A 17,084-nucleotide genomic window follows, 5' to 3' on the forward strand; every position below is an offset into this window, starting at 1 on the left:
CGGGCCGCCGCACCCGGTCTACTACATACCGTCGTTTGTATCGACGCTCACTCGAAACGGAACCAGCGGGCCGCCAGGCACCCCGACACCACGCCCCACACCGCGAGCACCGCAAGACCGAACCAGTCGACGCTGTTGCGCAGCGCGTGCTCGAGTGTGACCGCGAGCGCGCCGGAGGGCACCAGCCGGGCGAGCACGTTCACCGCGGCGTGCAGGTCGTCGGAGGCGAACACGACGCTCGCGATGCCCAGCATCACGAACCACAGGATGTTCGCCAGCGCGAGCACGATCTCCGCCTTCAGCGTGCCGCCGAGCAGCAGGCCCATGGCGGCGAACGTCGCGGTGCCGAGCGCGATCACCACCGCGCCGAGCAGCAGACCGGCGACCTCCGGCCGCCAGCCGAGCGCGAAACCGATGGCGCCCAACAGAATCGCCTGCAGCACCACCACGATCAGCACCGCGGCGCTCTTGCCCGCGATGATGCCCCAGCGCGGCAGCGGCGTGGCGCCGAGGCGTTTGAGCGCACCGTAGCGGCGGTCGAAACCGACCGCGATGGCCTGCCCGGTGAAGGCGGTGGACATGACCGCCACCATCATCACGCCGGGCACGATCTTGTCCACCCGGTCCTCGCCGAGACCGCCGAACGGCAGCAGCGTCAACCCGACCAGCAGCGTGATCGGGATGAACATGGTGAGCAGCAGCTGTTCGCCGTTGCGCAGCAACAAGATCAGCTCGAGCCGGGTCTGCGCGGCGAGCATGGCGGCCCGGGTGGTGGGACGCGGATCGGGAGCGAAGGTGCCGGGCGAGAAGCGGTTGGCGGTCAGGTCGGGCTGGTTCATCCGCGTAGATCCCGTCCGGTCAGTTCCAGGAAGACGTCTTCGAGGCGGCGCTGGTCGATCCGGATGTCGGTGGCCAGCACGTTCAGCCGCGCGCACCAGGCGGTCACGGTGGCCAGCACCTGCGGGTCGATCTCGCCTTCCACCAGATACGAGCCCGGCGACGTCTCCCGCGGCGAGAAACCCTCGGGGAGCGCGGATTTCAACAGCTTCAGGTCCAGCTTGGGCGGCGCGGTGAAGCGCAGCTGCCCGGCGGCGCCGTGCGCGGTGACCTCGGCGGGCGTGCCGGAGGCGACGATCCGCCCGTGATCGATGATGACGAGCTGGTCGGCGAGCTGCTCGGCCTCGTCCATCATGTGCGTGGTGAGCACGACGGTGACGCCGTCACGGCGCAGCGCGTCGATCAGCTCCCACACGATCAGCCGCGCCTGCGCGTCCAGGCCCGCGGTGGGTTCGTCGAGGAAGACGATCTCCGGCCGCCCGACCAGTGCGCAGGCCAGCGCCAAGCGCTGCTGCTGACCGCCCGAGAGCCGCCGGTACGGTGTGCGGCGATTGTCCTGCAGGCCGAGCGTCCGCAGCAGCCACTGCGGGTCGAGCGGATCGGCCGAATACGCGGCGACCAGGTCGAGCATCTCGCCCGCCCGCGCGCCGGGATAGGAGCCGCCGCCCTGCAGCATGACGCCGATGCGGGGGCGCAGCCGGTCGGAATCGGCGAGCGGATCGAGTCCGAGCACCCGCACCGCGCCCGCGTCCGGGCGCACGAAGCCCTCGCACATCTCGACGGTCGTCGTCTTCCCCGCGCCGTTGGGCCCGAGCAGCGCAAGCACTTGCGCCCGTTCCACATCGAAGGTCAGGCCGTCGACCGCGGTGGTCTCGCCATAACGCTTGACGACGCCGTCGACACTAACGGCGGGTCCGGAGGCAGCGGTCACGAAGAGACACCGTAAGACGTCGGCTGCTGTGACGGAGCCGACACCCCCGCCTGAGCGCGCCAGGGCAGGGCGTTACGAGTGATCACGATGAACAGGACGCCGACGATGATGGTGGCGAGCGCGGCGCCGACGATCTGGAAAACCTCCAGATCGGCGCCGCGCGGCATCTGCAGCACGCTCACGACCGTGGAGAACGCCACCGCGGGAACACGGAACACGGGACGGGTCGCCCACGCCGCAAGCGGCACGATCGCCCACAGCAGATACCACGGCTGCACCACCGGGAACAGGAGCACGATGGCGCCGAGGGAGACGCCGAGCGCGCCGACCGGATGCAGGCGACCGGTGCCGGTGGCGACGAGCATGCGCACCGTCACGAACGCGGCGACGGTGATGGCGATCGGGCGGGTGATGCTGAGCAGGGCGGTGGTGTGATCGCCGAGGCCGAGCAGCACGCCGCCGAAGCCGGTGATGATGCCGAGCGCGGTGGGCAACGACATCCAGCTGCGCACCGCGCTGGCGGTGTTGAGTGTGTAGATCCACCCGAAGCCGAGCCCGCTGGCCGAGCTGATCACCAGGGTCGTGCCGAGCGCTATCGCGCCGAGCATCGCGGCCGCTGTCAACACGGGCCGCCAGCCGCCACCCCAGCGCCGCGCGAGTGCCATTCCCACGAAGCCCATCGCGATGATCGAGGTGATCTTGATCGTCGAGGACAGCGAGATGAGCAGCGCACCGGCGATCAGCAGCGCGTAGGCCCGTCCGTCGAACGGATGGGTGTCCTCGATCGCCCGCAGCGTGAACTCGAGGCCCGCCAGCATCAGGCCGATCATCAGCGCGTCGTTGTGCACGCCGCCGACCAGGTGGAACAGCACCAGCGGATTCGCCGCGCCGAGCCACAGCGCGCTGACCGGCGCGACGCCGCAGCGCACCGAAAGCCTCGGCAGCGCCCAGACGATCAAGGCCACGCCCGCCAGCGCGAGCACCCGGTGCACCCAGACGCCGAAAATGATGTTGTCCCCGGTCAATTCGGCGATGCCGCGGCCGAGCCACAGGAACAGGGGGCCGTACGGGGCCGGGGTGTCACGCCAGATGGTCGGGACGTTGTTGGTCAGGACGTTGTCGATCCCGAGACCCGCGACCGGGCCCTCTTCGTACGGGTCGATGCCGCGCGCCGCGATCTCGCTCTGCGCCAGATAGGAATACACGTCGTTGCTGAACAGCGGCGGTGCGACGCTGAGCGGGACGATCCACAGCAGCAGGGTGCGGTCGAGTTGCGAGCGAGTCAGCCGGTGGAGAGGGGAGCCGCCGATGCCGCCGACCGCGAAGCGGCCGAGCAGCAGCCACGCGAGCACCACGACTACCGCGCCGATCATGCACATCGCCAGCGACCCGGTGTGCGCCCTGGCGAAGATGCCGAGCACGCGCATGCCGGACGTCGGATTCTGCTGCACCGGCTGCGCGCCGATGCCCAGCGCGCTGATCGCCATCAGCACTGTGCCGGTCGCGCCCATGAGCCGGATCCGGTCGAGCTGGACCAGCTCCTTGCGGTCGAGTTCGGGCACCTCGGACTCGTCGCGGTGCAACACCGCGATGGTGTGATCGGCCGCGGGCACGTCGAGACCGAGTGCCCGGCGCCCGAATACCACTGCCTTGCGCCGCGCGCCCTCCAGTACCGCCACGAGACGCAGCCTAATGGGCGCGGCGAGACGGAGTCCGTCGGACAGCCCGCGCATGGCCGCAGCGAAGGCGGAGGTAGGTCTAGTGGGAGCGGCGGGACGGAGTCCGTCAGCAGTCCGCGCATGGCTGAGCGGCGGTCTCCTATCCCACCGACCGACCGATGGGGTCCGGGCATCGCGGAGACCCCTCCGCGGGCATTTACGAAAGGTGTGTGGGCGTATTTCCCAGGCTCTGGAGCGGGTGTGGCCAATGTCGCAGCGGGTCCGGATCTCGCATCGAAGGGGTGTGCCAGCGGCGCGAGGACGTGATCGATCCGCGGCGGGACCGACGCGGGCAGACGCAGGTCGAACTGGGAAAGCGCCAGGTTGGGGCCGTGCGTGCCGCGTGATGGCGGAGAGGCGGTGTCCGGTTTGCTGAATCGCGGGCTTTGTCGCTGGAAGGAACGAGCGTTGCCCACCACCCCGGCCGCGCAGATCAAGCCCTGTTCTACTCAGGGGACCCTTATTAGATTTCGGGAACGAATTCCGCCACACTGATGTTGTGAAAACCGTGGGTTTGCGGAAGAGCGACGAAAGGGCCGGTCGCAAGACCGAGGCCGCGTCGACCGCTGCCGTCGTCACGGTCGGCGCCGAAGGACATCACACCCGCGCCGCGATCGTCCAGCTGCTGCTGGAGGAGGGGCCGATCACCGCGACGGCGATCGGCACCAAGCTGGGACTTGCCCCGGCCGGAGTGCGCCGTCACCTGGACGCACTCATCGATTCCGGGCAGGCGAGGGCCAGCCGGTCGGCGCCGTGGCAGCAGAAGGGTCGTGGCCGTCCGGCCAAGCAGTACCAGCTGACCGCGGCGGGCCGCGGCAAGCTCGGGCACGCCTACGACGACCTGGCGGGCGCGGCGATCCGCCAGCTCGGTGAGATCGGCGGCGATCAGGCCATCACCGAGTTCGCGCGCAAACGGGCACGCACTATCGTGGCCGGGATCGAACCCGTGGGGGAGCACACCCCGGAGACCACCGAGGCCAAGGCCGAGGAGATCGCCGAGGCGTTCAATGACGCCGGGTTCGCCGCGTCCACCCGCAAGGTGGGCGCGGGTGTGCAGATCTGCCAGCACCACTGCCCGGTCGCGCACGTCGCCGAGGAATTCCCGCAGTTGTGCGCGGCCGAACTCGAGGCGTTCCGCGAGCTGCTCGGCACCCACGTGCAGCGGCTCGCGACGATCGCCAACGGCGACTGCGCGTGCACCACGCACGTGCCGCTGCTCATGCTGCCGATCACCGATTCGAAAGCTTCACCCCAAGCCGCCGCACAGCCCGCGACGGTACGAACGAACGACTCCGGAAGGAGTGCCGAATGACGACGACCACCGACCAGGTGCAACCGCTCACCCAGGAAGAGACCATTGCTTCGCTGGGCAATTACGGTTACGGCTGGGCCGATTCGGATGTGGCCGGTGCCAGCGCGCAACGAGGCCTGTCCGAGGCTGTCGTCCGCGACATCTCGGCCAAGAAGAACGAAGAGCAGTGGATGCTCGAGCAGCGGCTGAAGGCGCTGCGCATCTTCGACCGCAAGCCCATGCCGCACTGGGGTTCGAACCTCGACGGCATCGACTTCGACAACATCAAGTACTTCGTGCGCTCGACCGAGAAGCAGGCCGAGAGCTGGGAAGACCTGCCCGAGGACATCAAGAACACCTACGACAAGCTGGGCATCCCGGAAGCGGAGAAGCAGCGGCTGGTCGCCGGCGTGGCCGCGCAGTACGAGTCCGAGGTCGTCTACCACCAGATCCGCGAGGACCTGGAGGCCCAGGGCGTGATCTTCCTGGACACCGACACCGGCCTGCGCGAGCACCCGGAGATCTTCCAGGAGTACTTCGGCTCGGTGATCCCCGCCGGTGACAACAAGTTCTCCGCGCTGAACACCGCCGTGTGGTCGGGTGGCTCGTTCATCTACGTGCCGCCGGGCGTGCACGTCGACATCCCGCTGCAGGCCTACTTCCGGATCAACACCGAGAACATGGGCCAGTTCGAGCGGACCCTGATCATCGTCGACGAGGGCGCCTACGTGCACTACGTCGAGGGCTGCACCGCGCCGATCTACAAGTCCGACTCGCTGCATTCCGCGGTCGTCGAGATCATCGTGAAGAAGGGCGGCCGCTGCCGCTACACCACCATCCAGAACTGGTCGAACAACGTCTACAACCTGGTCACCAAGCGGGCCAAGGCCGAAGCGGGCGCGACCATGGAGTGGATCGACGGCAACATCGGTTCCAAGGTCACCATGAAGTACCCGGCGGTCTGGATGACCGGCGAGTACGCCAAGGGCGAGGTCCTCTCGGTCGCATTCGCGGGCGAGGGCCAGCACCAGGACACCGGCGCGAAGATGCTGCACCTGGCGCCGCACACCTCCTCGACCATCGTGTCGAAGTCGGTGGCGCGCGGCGGCGGCCGTGCCTCCTACCGCGGCCTGGTGCAGGTCAACAAGGGCGCGTACGGCTCGAAGTCGACCGTGAAGTGCGACGCGCTGCTGGTCGACACCATCAGCCGCTCGGACACCTACCCCTACGTCGACATCCGCGAGGACGACGTGACCATGGGCCACGAGGCGACCGTCTCCAAGGTCTCCGAGGACCAGCTGTTCTACCTGATGAGCCGCGGCCTCACCGAGGACGAGGCGATGGCGATGGTGGTGCGCGGCTTCGTCGAGCCGATCGCCAAGGAACTCCCGATGGAGTACGCGCTCGAACTCAACCGCCTGATCGAACTGCAGATGGAAGGAGCCGTCGGCTGATGGCCGTCGAGAACGTTGCCGTAGCCGCTGAGGCTCGTACTCCCGCGATCAACAAGGGCGAGGTCTTCACTTCGTTCGACGTGAACGCGTTCGAAGTTCCGCACGCGAAGGACGAGGCGTGGCGGTTCACCCCGCTGCGCCGTCTGCGCGGCCTGCACGACGGCACCGCCACCCGTGACGGCCGGGCGGGCGTCGAGGTCGCCCAGGTCGAGGGCGTCACCGTGGAGACGGTGGACCGCACCGACGCTCGCCTCGGCCAGGCCGGTGTGCCCGCGGATCGTGTTGCGGCGCAGGCATACTCCGGTTTCGAACAGGCCACCATCGTGTCGGTCGGGTCGGAAACCGAAGTGGCCGAGCCGGTCACCATCGCCATCACCGGTCCGGGGGAGGGCAAGACCGCCTACGGCCACCTGCAGGTCCGGCTCGGGAACTTCGCCGTCGCCACCGTCGTCATCGACCAGCGCGGCAGCGGAACCTACGCGGAGAACGTGGAATTCGTGCTCGGCGACAGCGCCAAGCTGATCGTCGTCGCGGTCCAGGACTGGGCCGACGACGCCGTGCACACCACCGCGCATCACGCCAAGCTGGGTCGCGACGCCACCCTGCGGCACACCTCGGTCACCCTCGGCGGCGACCTGGTGCGGCTCACCGGCACCGTGAAGTACGACGGCCCCGGCGGCGACGCCGAACTGCTCGGCCTCTACTTCGCCGACGCGGGCCAGCACTTCGAGCAGCGCCTGCTCGTCGACCACGCGGTGCCCAACTGCAAGTCGAACGTGCTGTACAAGGGTGCGCTGCAAGGCGATCCGCATTCACCGAAGGGCGACGCCCGCACGGTCTGGATCGGCGACGTGCTGATCCGCGCGGCCGCCGAGGGCACCGACACCTTCGAAGTGAACCGCAATCTGGTGCTCACCGACGGCGCGCGCGCCGACTCGGTGCCGAACCTCGAGATCGAGACCGGCGAGATCCTCGGCGCCGGACACGCCTCGGCCACCGGTCGTTTCGACGACGAGCAGCTGTTCTACCTGCGCGCCCGAGGCATCCCGGAGGACGCCGCCCGCCGCCTGGTGGTGCGCGGCTTCTTCCACGAGATCATCCAGAAGATCGCGGTCCCCGAGATCCGGGAGCGGCTCGAGACGGCCATCGAGGCCGAGCTCGCCGCGATCGGCGCTTGATCACCGACACTCTTACCCCGCAAAGGAACTCCATGACCACCCTGGAAATCAAGGACCTGCACGTCGAGGTCGCCAACCCCGACGAGTCCGGCGAGCCCATCAAGATCCTCAAGGGCGTGAACCTCACCATCAGCTCCGGTGAGACCCACGCCATCATGGGCCCCAACGGCTCCGGCAAGTCGACCCTGTCCTACGCGATCGCCGGCCACCCGAAGTACACGGTGACCTCCGGCACGATCACCCTCGACGGCGAGGACGTGCTCGAGATGTCGGTCGACGAGCGCGCGCGTGCGGGCCTGTTCCTGGCCATGCAGTACCCGGTCGAGGTGCCCGGCGTCTCGATGTCGAACTTCCTGCGCACCGCCGCCACCGCGGTCCGCGGCGAGGCCCCCAAGCTGCGCACCTGGGTCAAGGAGGTGAAGGAGTCGATGAGCGAGCTCGAGATCGACGCCGCCTTCGCCGACCGCAGCGTGAACGAGGGCTTCTCCGGTGGTGAGAAGAAGCGCCACGAGATCCTGCAGCTGGGCCTGCTCAAGCCGAAGATCGCCATCCTGGACGAGACCGACTCCGGCCTGGACGTCGACGCGCTGCGCATCGTCTCCGAGGGCGTCAACCGCTACAAGGAGCGGGAGAACGGCGGCGTCCTGCTGATCACGCACTACACCCGCATCCTGCGCTACATCCAGCCCGAATTCGTCCACGTCTTCGTCGGCGGCCGCATCGTCGCCGAGGGCGGCGCCGAACTCGCCGAGGAACTCGACGCCAACGGCTACGTCCGCTTCACGACCGCTGCTACCGCTGGAGCCTGACATGACCGCTACGGTCCGCACCCTCGACGTCGCCCGCATCCGGGCCGACTTCCCGATCCTGAGCCGCACGGTTCGGGACGGGAAACCGTTGGTGTACCTGGACTCCGGCGCGACGTCGCAGCGGCCGCTCGCGGTGCTCGACGCGGAACGGCGGTTCCTGACCGAGAGCAATTCCGCGGTGCACCGCGGTGCGCACCAGCTGGCGGAGGAGGCGACCGACGCCTACGAGGGCGCGCGGGCCGATATCGGCCGGTTCGTCGGAGTCGACGCCGACGAGATCGTGTTCACCAAGAACGCGACCGAGTCGCTGAACCTGGTGACCTACGCGTTCGGTGACGACCGGTTCCCGTACCACGTCGGACCGGGCGACGAGATCGTCATCACCGAGCTGGAGCATCACGCGAATCTCGTTCCGTGGCAGGAGCTCGCGCGGCGCACCGGTGCGACGCTGAAGTGGTACGGCATCACCGCCGACGGCCGGATCGACCTCGATTCGCTCGAATTGTCTCCCGCCACCAAGGTCGTCGCGTTCACCCACCAGTCCAACGTGACCGGTGCGGTCTCCGATGTGGCCGAAATGGTGCGCCGGGCAAAGGAAGCCGGCGCGCTGGTGGTGCTGGACGCCTGCCAGTCGGTGCCGCACATGCCGGTGAACTTCCGCGAGCTCGGCGTCGATTTCGCCGCGTTCTCCGGGCACAAGATGCTCGGCCCGTCCGGCGTCGGCGTGCTCTACGGACGTCGCGCGCTGCTCGAGGAGACCCCGCCCTTCATCACCGGCGGCTCGATGATCGAGACGGTCACCATGGAAGTCACCACCTACGCCCCGCCGCCGCAGCGGTTCGAGGCGGGCGTGCCGATGACCTCGCAGGTGGTCGGATTGGGCGCCGCGGTGCGGTATCTCGACGAGATCGGCATGGAAGCCGTTGCGGCCCATGAGCACATGCTGGTCGGCGCCACGCTGGAGGGCCTCGGCGCGATCGACGGCGTGCGCATCGTCGGCCCGACCGAGAACGTGGACCGCGGTGGCGCGGTGTCCTTCGTGGTCGACGGTATCCACGCCCACGATGTCGGACAGATCCTGGACGACGAAGGCGTCGCGATTCGCGTCGGTCACCATTGCGCCTGGCCGCTGATGCGCCGGATGGGCGTTCCCGCCACCGCGCGGGCCTCGTTCGCGGTCTACAACACGCTCGACGAGGTGGACGCGCTGGTTGCCGCGGTGCGGAAGGCCCAGAGCTTCTTCGGGGTTGCATAAGACATGCGCATGGAGCAGATGTACCAGGAAGTGATCCTGGACCACTACAAGCACCCGCACCACCGCGGGCTGCGGGAACCATACGGCGCCGAAGTGCACCACGTGAACCCGACCTGCGGTGACGAGGTGACCCTGCGCGTCCAGCTGGACGGCAACGGCGACGTCGCCGACGTCTCCTACGACGGTCAGGGCTGCTCGATCAGCCAGGCCGCCACCTCGATCCTCACCGATCAGGTGATCGGCCTGCCCGTGCAGCAGGCGCTGAAGGTCGTCGACGCCTACAACGAGATGATCTCCAGCCGCGGCACCGTCGAGGGCGACGAGGACATGATCGGCGACGGCATCGCGCTGGCGGGCGTGTCGAAGTATCCGGCGCGGGTCAAATGCGCACTGCTGGGCTGGATGGCGTTCAAGGATGCCGTGGTCCGGATAACCTCCGCGGAAGAGACCAAGCGCGCGATGGGCAGCGCCCTGCCCAAGAATGGGGAACGTCATGAGTGAGACGACGCAGGCAACGGAATCGGCCGAACAGGTCGAGCTCTCGGCCGAGGCGATCAAGCACCTCGAGGACATCGAGGAGGCGATGCGCGACGTGGTCGACCCCGAGCTGGGCATCAACGTCGTGGACCTCGGCCTGGTCTACGGCATCACGGTCGAGAACGAGATCGCCAAGCTGGACATGACGCTGACCTCGGCGGCCTGCCCGCTCACCGATGTCATCGAGGACCAGTCCCGCAACGCCCTCGTCCGCAGCGGCTTGGTCGAGGACCTGGAGATCAACTGGGTCTGGATGCCGCCGTGGGGCCCGGACAAGATCACCGAGGACGGCCGCGAGCAGCTGCGCGCGCTCGGCTTCACGGTGTAGAAATACCTGCGCCTTTCGCTGCGCTGCCGTTCGATATCGGGCCCGGATCCGCGCGATCCGGGCCCGAGTCGTATGCCCACCCGTCCATTGTGCGACATGCACTTTGGACGAATTCGATGACATCGGCGATGATTGTGCGACTCCGATAACGGAGCCGTTTCAAGAGAAAGATCTTCGATGAAATTTATGGGTAGGGTCGGCTTCGCCGTCGCGTTGACCGGTCTTGCGGTGGGGTCGGTTCTGGGTGCGGGGTCGGCGAACGCCGCGGGCTTGTACGGCGCGATCGCGGTGAGCGGTGGCTCTTGGACGTACGGAGTGAGCGCCAATGAGCCGGGCTTCGACGAAGCAAGGGCCGCGGCGGTCGCCAACTGCGGCGAAGCCGACTGCGAGGTGCTCGCCTCGTGGGCGAACGGCTGTGGCGCGCTGGCGGAGAGCAACGAAGGGGTTGCCGCGGCGTCCGGTCCCAACCGGGCGGAGGCCGAGCGTGCCGCTTACCAGCGGCTCGCGGAGATCACCCCGACGGCGCAGCTTGCCAACGTCGGCTCCGCCAACCTGAGCGGTGCGCGGATCGTCGAGGTCGTCTGCACGTCGAACGCACGCTGATTCGTCAGTGAGATTGCGGGCCCGGATCCCCCACACGGGGTCCGGGCCCGCTCGCGTTTTTCGATCCGTGTGCGTTCGCAGATCGGGGATTTCGCTTCGCGAATATCGTGCGCGGCGCCGACGAATTTCTGAACTGCGCGGTCAGTCCCGACCGAAAACCGCGGAATATCTGGACAATTCGAGAACGCTCGGCAAGGATCTCCCCGTCAACGCTTCTGAAACGGAGAGATTCTGTTGTCCGTGCTGCGCAAGTCGGCCTTGGCCGTCGCCGTGTCCTCCACCGCCGCCCTCGGGGTCGTCGCCGCCGGTGCGGCGGACGCGGCGCCCAAGCTCTATGGCACCCTCGCACTCTCGCCGAGCACCGGCAAGGTGGTGGCCGCGATGGACCACCCCAGCCGCGTGCAGGCCGATGCCGCCGCCATCCGCGACTGCGGCGTCTACGACTGCGATCTGGTGCTGAACGTCGTCGACGGCTGCGGCGCCATCGCCCGCGGCGCCGACGGGCGCTTCGGCTGGGCCGCCGCGGGCTCCCGCGAGGAAGCCGAACAGATCGCGATCGCCTCCCTCGGCGAGAGCGCTCCCCCCTTCCCGGATCTCGGCAGCGTGTCGCCGCGGGCGGCGCAGGTCGCCGTGTCGGCGTGCACGAAGAACATCGCCTGAGTTCTGACGCTCAAGCCGTCCCTGCCCGCAAGGATCCGACGTCGACGGTCGGTCCGAGCGCCAGGCCGCCGGTGGCATCGATGTGCTGTCCGGTCACCCATCGGGCGTCGTGCGAGGCGAGGAAGGCTACGACGTCGGCGATGTCGTCTGGTTGGCCGACGCGGTGGAACGCCGACCAGGCGGCGGCCTGCGCGTACATCCGATCATCGGCCAACCAGGCGGCGATGTCGGTTTCGACGATGCCTGGCTCGACGGAATTGACTGTGATTCCACGGTTTCCGAGTTCGAGCGCGAGCGTGCGGCTCAGGCCGTTGACGGCGGCCTTGGTCATGGAGTAGGCGATCGTCAGCGGTGTGGCCACCCGCGCGGCAGCCGACGAGATGTTGATGATCCGTCCGCCGTCGCGAAGTCGGCGCAGTCCGTGCTGGATGACGAAGAACGGTGCTTTGGCGTTGACCGCGAAGACGGCGTCGAAATCCTTCTCGCTGACGCCTTCGATGGTGCTGTAAACGACTGTTCCGGCGTTGTTGACGATGATGTCGACCGCGTCGAGTCCGGTGGCGTCGAAGGCATCCCAGAGCGCCTCGGCGTCACCGGGAACGCCGAGTTCGACACCGAGCGGAAAGGCGGTGCCGCCCTCGGCCTCGATAGTCGCGACAGTCCGGAGGGCGGCGGCTTCGTTGGTTCCGTAGTGAACAGCGACCGTGGCGCCGTCACGGGCGAGTCGTTGTGCGACGGCCTTGCCGATGCCTCGGCTGGCGCCGGTTACGAGTGCGATCTTGGTGTCCAGAGGTTTCATCGTTTCCCACCCAATCTTCTGTATCGGACATTCCAGAAGTGACGCTACGCGACTTCTGGAATGCTTGCTATATAATTGGGTGATGGCTTCGAAGCGCACCGGGAGACCACGTGAGTTCGATCGCGACCTCGCTCTGCTGCGCGCGATGGAGTTGTTCTGGGAACACGGCTACGAACCGACCACCCTCGCCGATCTGACCGACGCCATGGGCATCAGCGCGGCGAGTCTGTACGCGGCCTTCGGTAGCAAGCAGCAACTCTTCGACGAAGCGGTGCGTTTCTATTCGCGGGAGCATCGCGGATTCCTGGCGCAAGCCCTGCGTGAGGAGCCGACCTTGCGCGCCGGGATCGCCCGCATGCTGCGTGAAGCCGCCGACGCGTACACCGTCCCGGGTTCTCCGGCGGGTTGTCTGATCATCAGCGGTGCGGTCAATTGCGGTTCGGTGACGGTTCTCAACGGGCTCCGCGAGCAACGCGCCACCAGCCTGGAAGCACTACGGGCGAGAATCGAATCCGGTATCGCGCGTGGCGAACTCGCCGAGGACGCGGACGCGCGAGTGCTGGCCGAGATGATCGGCGTGGCGCTCCAAGGCATGGCCCAACAGGCTCGTGACGGTACCGATCGAGAAAGTCTGCAGACCATCGCCGATCTGATCGTGAACGCTTTGCCGTGGCGGGACGGAGCCGGGCACGACGCATGATCGTCGATTCCCGGCGCCATGGTTCTCCTGGCAACCCAGCCGTCTCACAGCGGTCTGCGCAGAAGGTTTGGACATTTCGGATGCCGTGGACGATGATCTGACGTCGATAGTCTTTTGATGGGGAGGAATTCCAATGTCGTTGTCGCGCAGTCTTTTCGTGGGCGCGATCGCCGCGGGCGCGGTGGTCGCCTGCGCAGGCCCCGCGCTCGCCGAGCAGGCCGAGCCGTGGGAAACCCGGCTCGGCGATCTCTACGGCGCCATGGCCATCTCGCGCAGCACCGGTGCGGTCGCCTACGCGGTGAACTACAACAGCCTCGGGGCGGCCGACGCCGGCGCGATCGACGAGTGCGGCGCGCGCGACTGCCAGGTCGTCGTCCACTTCCGCAACGCCTGCGGCGCGGTGGCGCAGGGCGCCGACGGACGCTACGGCTGGGCGTGGGACGCCAGCAAGGGCGCGGCCGAGCGCGCCGCGATCCAGGTGCTCGGCCTCAGCGCGCCGCCGTTCCCCGACCTGGGCAGCGCCTCGCCGCGCCCGGCCAGCACGGTGCTCTCGGCCTGCACGTCCAACGCGGGCTGAGGCCCGTCGTTGCACTTTGTGGCGAGAATCTTCGGGATGTCGGTTGCCGACTCGTGATCTTGTTGACGATCATGGTGCTGTGCAGTTATCCGACGGTGTGATCGCGCTGCGACCGATCGCGGTCGCTGATGCGCAGGCGCATCTGGCCGGTGCGGACCCCGAGCGGGTGCGCGGGCTCGACGGCGGTCTCGGTTCGCTGGAGAGTGTGACCGCCCACTTCGAGCAGTACGTGGCGAGCTGGGCGGCGCAGGGATCCGCGCGGATGTTCGCGGTCACCGTGGACGATGGCGAGACCCTCGTCGGCACACTGGAAATTCAGACCGACCGGTTCTATTTGGCCGCGGGTCAAGCCGACATGATCTTCGAGCTCCACCCGGCCAAGCGCGGCCAGGGCCTGGCCACCAGGGCGGTCATCCTGGGTTGCCGGTATCTGGCCCGCACGGGTCTGGCCGAGGAGGTGGTGCTGCGGATCGACCCCGCGAGCGCCGCCGCGGTGGGCGTGGCCCGCCGGGCCGGGTTCCACTACATGCGCAGCAGCGATGATCCCGCGGAGGGCCCGCTCGACTGGTACGTCCAGGCCCTCTGAGCGGACTACCTGCGCAGCACCCTGCGCGCCAGCCAGTTGCCGAGGAACTGGATGCCCTGCACGCCCGCGATGATGATCAGCGTCGCGACCAGCGTGACCTGCCAGTCGAAGCGCTGGTACCCGTACACCAGCGCGAAATCGCCGAGCCCGCCGCCGCCCACGATGCCCGCCATCGCAGACATGTCGACGATCGCGATCACCACGAAGGTGTAGCCGAGGATCAGCGGACCCAGCGCTTCCGGGATGAGCAGCGTCAGAATGATCCGCAACGGTCCCGCGCCGACCGCCCGCGCCGCCTCGATCACGCCGGGATCGACGGTGACCAGGTTCTGCTCCACGATGCGGGCGATGCCGAACGAGGCCGCCACGATCATCACGAAGGCGGCCGCCTCGGTGCCGATCGTGGTGCCGACCACCTCCAGCGTCACCGGCCCCAGCGCCGCGAGCAGGATGATGAACGGGATCGGCCGCACCACGTTCACCAGTACGTTGAGCAGCACGTTGACCGGTGCATTGGCCAGCAGACCGCCCTTGCGTGTGGTGTACAGAGCGGCGCCGAGGAACAGTCCGATCAGCCCGCCCACCACGAACGTGAGCAGCACCAGGTAGACGGTGGTGCCGATCGCCTCGGTCAGCACCGGCCGCAGTTTCTCCCAATCCGTGTGCACAGCCGGTTCACCGCCGTTCTAGTTCGTCGATCACCTTCGCCACCGCGTCGTCCGGCCCGTGCAGGGCCAGCGTGACGCTGCCGAAGGTCTTGTCCTGCAGGGTGCTCACCCCGCCGTACACCACCTCGAACCGCACGTCGGCGTGCGCCGCGAGCGCCAGCGCTGTGCCGAGCCCGCGCTCGTCGTCGACGTCGACGGTGACCAGGGTGCCGCCGTGACGTTCGCGCAGCCGGTCCAGTTCGCCGGAATCGGGCCGGTTGTGCAGCACGGTGCCGACGAAGGACTTGGTCGGGGTCGCTCGTGGTGTCGCGAAAACCTCGAAGGTCTCGGCCAATTCGACGACCCGGCCCTCGGCGAGCACCGCGACCCGGTCGGCCACCGCCCGGATGACATCCATCTCGTGGGTGATCACCACGATGGTGACGCCGAGTTCGCGATTGATCTTCTTCAGCAGCCGCAGCACCTCGCCGGTGGTCTCCGGATCCAGCGCCGAGGTGGCTTCGTCGGCCAGCAGCAGCGCGGGCGAGGTGGCGAGCGCCCGCGCGATGCCGACCCGCTGTTTCTGCCCGCCCGAGAGCTGATCCGGGTAGCTGCGCGCCTTCTCCGACAGGCCGACGAATTCGAGCAGCTCGGCCACCCGCGCCTTGCGTTCGGCGCGCGGCCTGCCCGCGATCTTCAACGGGTACTCGACATTGCCCGCGACGGTCCGCGACCGGAACAGGTTGAACTGCTGGAACACCATGCCGATATCGCGGCGGATATGCCGGACCCGGGACTCCGGCACGCCGGTGATCGGCGAACCGGAGACCAGGACGGTGCCGCTCGTCGGCTTCTCCAGCGCGTTGATCAGGCGCACCAGCGTGCTCTTGCCCGCGCCGGAATAGCCGATCACGCCGAAGATCTCGCCGCGCTCGATGCGCAGATCGATGCCGTCGAGCGCGACATGGCGATCGGCGCCCTTGCCGAAAACCTTGGTGACCCCGCGGAATTCGACTGCGCTCACTTGCCGTCGCGGATGGTCTGCTGCACCCGCTGCAGGATCTGCTCCAACTCCGGCGCGGGGCGGGTCACCGCGACCGCGGTGTTCTTGGTCGACTCCGCGTGCGCCGCCTGCACTTCCGGGTCCTTCCAGACGTCGACCACCTGCTTGTAGAGCGGATTGTCCTTGTCCTCGGCCCTGGTGACGATCACGTTGATGTACGGCTCGGCGGCCGGGTTCTTCGGATCGTCCTTGTACAGCGCCGAATTCGGGTCGATGCCGGAGCGCTCCAGGAAGGTGTTGTTGATGATCGAGCCGTCCGTCGAGGCCAGCGACAGCGCCGTCTGCGCCGCGTCGACCGGCGTCACGGTGACCTTCGAGGCCGCCTTGTCGATGTCGGCGGGGGAGGGCTGGCGGCTGTCGCCGGACAGTTTCAGCAGTCCGGCGGCCTGCAGCACGAACAGCGCCCGCGCCTGGTTGGTCGGGTCGTTCGGAATGGCGATCTGGCCGCCCTGCGGGATGTCGGCCAGTGACCGGTGCTTCTTCGAGTACAGCCCGAGCGGCACGATGTAGGTGGATCCGATCGGGGTCAGCGTGTCCTTGTTGGACACGTTGTACTGGCCGAGGAACTGCAGGTGCTGGAACAGGTTGACGTCGATCTGCCGCTGCGCGAGCGCGAGATTCGGCTGCTGGTAGTCGGAGAAGTTGGTGATCCGCAGGGTGATGCCCCGGTCCTTCGCCTTGCGCTCGAAGACGTCCCAGACCTGGTCCCGGTCGGTGGTGCCGATGCGCACCACCTTGCCGGAGGACGTCTCGTCGGTGCCGCACGCCGTCAGGGTGAGGGCCGCGGTTGCTACCAGGACCGGGATCGCCAGTACCCGATGGAATTTCACTCGTGCTCCCGAATGCTCGTCGCGAGGGGCGGGACCACGCGTTCGCGCCGCCCCGCCTTTTTCTGAACCCGGCAATCCAAGCGGTGCGCCGGGAGCGGCGACAAGGATTTCGATAGTGGTGAGCGGAACCCTCGCGGATAGTTGGACGGTCGTCTAAATTGCCTGCCATGCGCATCCTGCGCCTGTGCTGAGCGTCGTCCTGCGCGCACCGGCCGCGGGTGCGGCGTTCGTGCGGTGCGGACCACCGTGAGGGGGTGGTCCGCACCGGCGTGAACGATCTG

Annotated in this window: 19 protein-coding genes; 12 read left to right on the forward strand and 7 right to left on the reverse strand. The window is 68.0% G+C overall.

What is annotated here, in order from left to right; all coding sequences use genetic code 11:
* Nucleotides 1-47 precede the first annotated feature (47 nt).
* The 3 genes from NL1_RS05875 to mptB are packed head-to-tail and all read right to left on the reverse strand — an operon-like array spanning nt 48 to nt 3,501.
* The gene (locus NL1_RS05875) at nt 48-839 is read right to left on the reverse strand and encodes an ABC transporter permease (RefSeq protein WP_067835144.1); all 792 of its coding nucleotides are present in this window, start codon (nt 837-839) and stop codon (nt 48-50) included.
* Nucleotides 836-1,768 (reverse strand): ABC transporter ATP-binding protein, encoded by a 933-nt coding sequence (locus NL1_RS05880; RefSeq protein WP_067835146.1) that lies wholly within the window; start codon nt 1,766-1,768, stop codon nt 836-838. The genes NL1_RS05875 and NL1_RS05880 overlap by 4 nt, the downstream gene beginning before the upstream one ends.
* A complete protein-coding gene (gene mptB, locus NL1_RS05885) occupies nt 1,765-3,501 on the reverse strand; it encodes a polyprenol phosphomannose-dependent alpha 1,6 mannosyltransferase MptB (protein WP_373862525.1) in 1,737 nt (578 codons plus the stop codon). Before mptB ends, NL1_RS05880 begins: the two co-directional genes overlap by 4 nt.
* 484 nt (nt 3,502-3,985) lie before the next feature.
* Here mptB and NL1_RS05890 point away from each other — a divergent pair, with 484 nt between their 5' ends.
* The 9 genes from NL1_RS05890 (at nt 3,986) to NL1_RS05930 (ending at nt 11,601) form a co-directional block, all read left to right on the forward strand.
* Nucleotides 3,986-4,798, forward strand: a complete 813-nt coding sequence (locus tag NL1_RS05890) for a helix-turn-helix transcriptional regulator (RefSeq protein WP_067835148.1) — start codon at nt 3,986-3,988, stop codon at nt 4,796-4,798.
* Nucleotides 4,795-6,231 carry a Fe-S cluster assembly protein SufB gene (sufB, locus tag NL1_RS05895; RefSeq protein WP_067835150.1) on the forward strand — a complete coding sequence of 479 codons (1,437 nt, stop codon included), beginning with the start codon at nt 4,795-4,797 and terminating at the stop codon, nt 6,229-6,231. The genes NL1_RS05890 and sufB overlap by 4 nt, the downstream gene beginning before the upstream one ends.
* Nucleotides 6,231-7,409, forward strand: a complete 1,179-nt coding sequence (sufD, locus tag NL1_RS05900) for a Fe-S cluster assembly protein SufD (protein WP_067835152.1) — start codon at nt 6,231-6,233, stop codon at nt 7,407-7,409. Before sufB ends, sufD begins: the two co-directional genes overlap by 1 nt.
* A gap of 32 nt (nt 7,410-7,441) precedes the next feature.
* A complete protein-coding gene (gene sufC / locus NL1_RS05905) occupies nt 7,442-8,218 on the forward strand; it encodes a Fe-S cluster assembly ATPase SufC (protein ID WP_067835154.1) in 777 nt (258 codons plus the stop codon).
* Nucleotide 8,219: 1 nt separating this feature from the next.
* Complete coding sequence (locus NL1_RS05910) at nt 8,220-9,473, forward strand: cysteine desulfurase (protein WP_067835156.1); 1,254 nt, start codon at nt 8,220-8,222, stop codon at nt 9,471-9,473.
* Between the two features lie 3 nt (nt 9,474-9,476).
* The gene (gene sufU / locus NL1_RS05915; protein ID WP_067835158.1) at nt 9,477-9,974 is read left to right on the forward strand and encodes a Fe-S cluster assembly sulfur transfer protein SufU; all 498 of its coding nucleotides are present in this window, start codon (nt 9,477-9,479) and stop codon (nt 9,972-9,974) included.
* Complete coding sequence (locus tag NL1_RS05920; protein WP_067835160.1) at nt 9,967-10,338, forward strand: metal-sulfur cluster assembly factor; 372 nt, start codon at nt 9,967-9,969, stop codon at nt 10,336-10,338. The genes sufU and NL1_RS05920 overlap by 8 nt, the downstream gene beginning before the upstream one ends.
* Nucleotides 10,339-10,515: 177 nt before the next feature.
* Complete coding sequence (locus NL1_RS05925) at nt 10,516-10,941, forward strand: DUF4189 domain-containing protein (protein WP_067835163.1); 426 nt, start codon at nt 10,516-10,518, stop codon at nt 10,939-10,941.
* Between the two features lie 240 nt (nt 10,942-11,181).
* Nucleotides 11,182-11,601, forward strand: coding sequence for a DUF4189 domain-containing protein (locus NL1_RS05930; protein ID WP_245673105.1), 420 nt, complete (start codon nt 11,182-11,184; stop codon nt 11,599-11,601).
* Between the two features lie 10 nt (nt 11,602-11,611).
* Here the strand turns inward: NL1_RS05930 and NL1_RS05935 are convergent, their stop codons facing one another.
* Nucleotides 11,612-12,499 carry an SDR family oxidoreductase gene (locus NL1_RS05935; protein WP_307622013.1) on the reverse strand — a complete coding sequence of 296 codons (888 nt, stop codon included), beginning with the start codon at nt 12,497-12,499 and terminating at the stop codon, nt 11,612-11,614.
* Here NL1_RS05935 and NL1_RS05940 point away from each other — a divergent pair.
* The 3 genes from NL1_RS05940 (at nt 12,483) to NL1_RS05950 (ending at nt 14,263) form a co-directional block, all read left to right on the forward strand.
* Nucleotides 12,483-13,100: a TetR/AcrR family transcriptional regulator gene (locus tag NL1_RS05940; protein WP_084510331.1), complete on the forward strand. Its 618-nt coding sequence runs from the start codon at nt 12,483-12,485 to the stop codon at nt 13,098-13,100. The two genes, NL1_RS05935 and NL1_RS05940, sit on opposite strands and share 17 nt — an antisense overlap.
* Before the next feature lie 133 nt (nt 13,101-13,233).
* Entirely contained in the window at nt 13,234-13,677 is a 444-nt protein-coding gene (locus NL1_RS05945) for a DUF4189 domain-containing protein (protein WP_067835170.1), read from the forward strand.
* A 79-nt stretch (nt 13,678-13,756) separates the two neighbouring features.
* Nucleotides 13,757-14,263, forward strand: a complete 507-nt coding sequence (locus tag NL1_RS05950) for a GNAT family N-acetyltransferase (RefSeq protein ID WP_067835172.1) — start codon at nt 13,757-13,759, stop codon at nt 14,261-14,263.
* 5 nt (nt 14,264-14,268) lie between these two features.
* Here NL1_RS05950 and NL1_RS05955 read toward each other — a convergent pair whose 3' ends face one another.
* From NL1_RS05955 to NL1_RS05965, 3 genes are read right to left on the reverse strand one after another with little or no spacing between them, the layout of a single operon-like run.
* Nucleotides 14,269-14,931, reverse strand: a complete 663-nt coding sequence (locus NL1_RS05955) for a methionine ABC transporter permease (RefSeq protein ID WP_067835174.1) — start codon at nt 14,929-14,931, stop codon at nt 14,269-14,271.
* Nucleotides 14,932-14,938: 7 nt separating this feature from the next.
* Nucleotides 14,939-15,934, reverse strand: coding sequence for a methionine ABC transporter ATP-binding protein (locus NL1_RS05960; RefSeq protein WP_067835176.1), 996 nt, complete (start codon nt 15,932-15,934; stop codon nt 14,939-14,941).
* The gene (locus tag NL1_RS05965; RefSeq protein ID WP_067835178.1) at nt 15,931-16,803 is read right to left on the reverse strand and encodes a MetQ/NlpA family ABC transporter substrate-binding protein; all 873 of its coding nucleotides are present in this window, start codon (nt 16,801-16,803) and stop codon (nt 15,931-15,933) included. The genes NL1_RS05960 and NL1_RS05965 overlap by 4 nt, the downstream gene beginning before the upstream one ends.
* Nucleotides 16,804-17,084 lie beyond the last annotated feature (281 nt).

This window comes from Nocardia lijiangensis NBRC 108240, assembly GCF_001613045.1.
In the GTDB taxonomy this organism is placed as follows: Bacteria; Actinomycetota; Actinomycetes; order Mycobacteriales; family Mycobacteriaceae; genus Nocardia; species Nocardia lijiangensis.

What these genes read in the sequence shown, in the direction of transcription:
- NL1_RS05940 (WP_084510331.1), top strand. Translation starts at nt 12,483, where the DNA reads ATGGCTTCGAAGCGCACCGGGAGACCACGTGAGTTCGATCGCGACCTC.
- NL1_RS05920 (WP_067835160.1), top strand. Translation starts at nt 9,967, where the DNA reads ATGAGTGAGACGACGCAGGCAACGGAATCGGCCGAACAGGTCGAGCTC.
- sufD (WP_067835152.1), top strand. Translation starts at nt 6,231, where the DNA reads ATGGCCGTCGAGAACGTTGCCGTAGCCGCTGAGGCTCGTACTCCCGCG.
- NL1_RS05925 (WP_067835163.1), top strand. Translation starts at nt 10,516, where the DNA reads ATGAAATTTATGGGTAGGGTCGGCTTCGCCGTCGCGTTGACCGGTCTT.
- NL1_RS05945 (WP_067835170.1), top strand. Translation starts at nt 13,234, where the DNA reads ATGTCGTTGTCGCGCAGTCTTTTCGTGGGCGCGATCGCCGCGGGCGCG.
- NL1_RS05910 (WP_067835156.1), top strand. Translation starts at nt 8,220, where the DNA reads ATGACCGCTACGGTCCGCACCCTCGACGTCGCCCGCATCCGGGCCGAC.
- sufU (WP_067835158.1), top strand. Translation starts at nt 9,477, where the DNA reads ATGCGCATGGAGCAGATGTACCAGGAAGTGATCCTGGACCACTACAAG.
- mptB (WP_373862525.1), bottom strand. Translation starts at nt 3,501, where the DNA reads ATGCGCGGGCTGTCCGACGGACTCCGTCTCGCCGCGCCCATTAGGCTG.
- sufB (WP_067835150.1), top strand. Translation starts at nt 4,795, where the DNA reads ATGACGACGACCACCGACCAGGTGCAACCGCTCACCCAGGAAGAGACC.
- NL1_RS05875 (WP_067835144.1), bottom strand. Translation starts at nt 839, where the DNA reads ATGAACCAGCCCGACCTGACCGCCAACCGCTTCTCGCCCGGCACCTTC.
- sufC (WP_067835154.1), top strand. Translation starts at nt 7,442, where the DNA reads ATGACCACCCTGGAAATCAAGGACCTGCACGTCGAGGTCGCCAACCCC.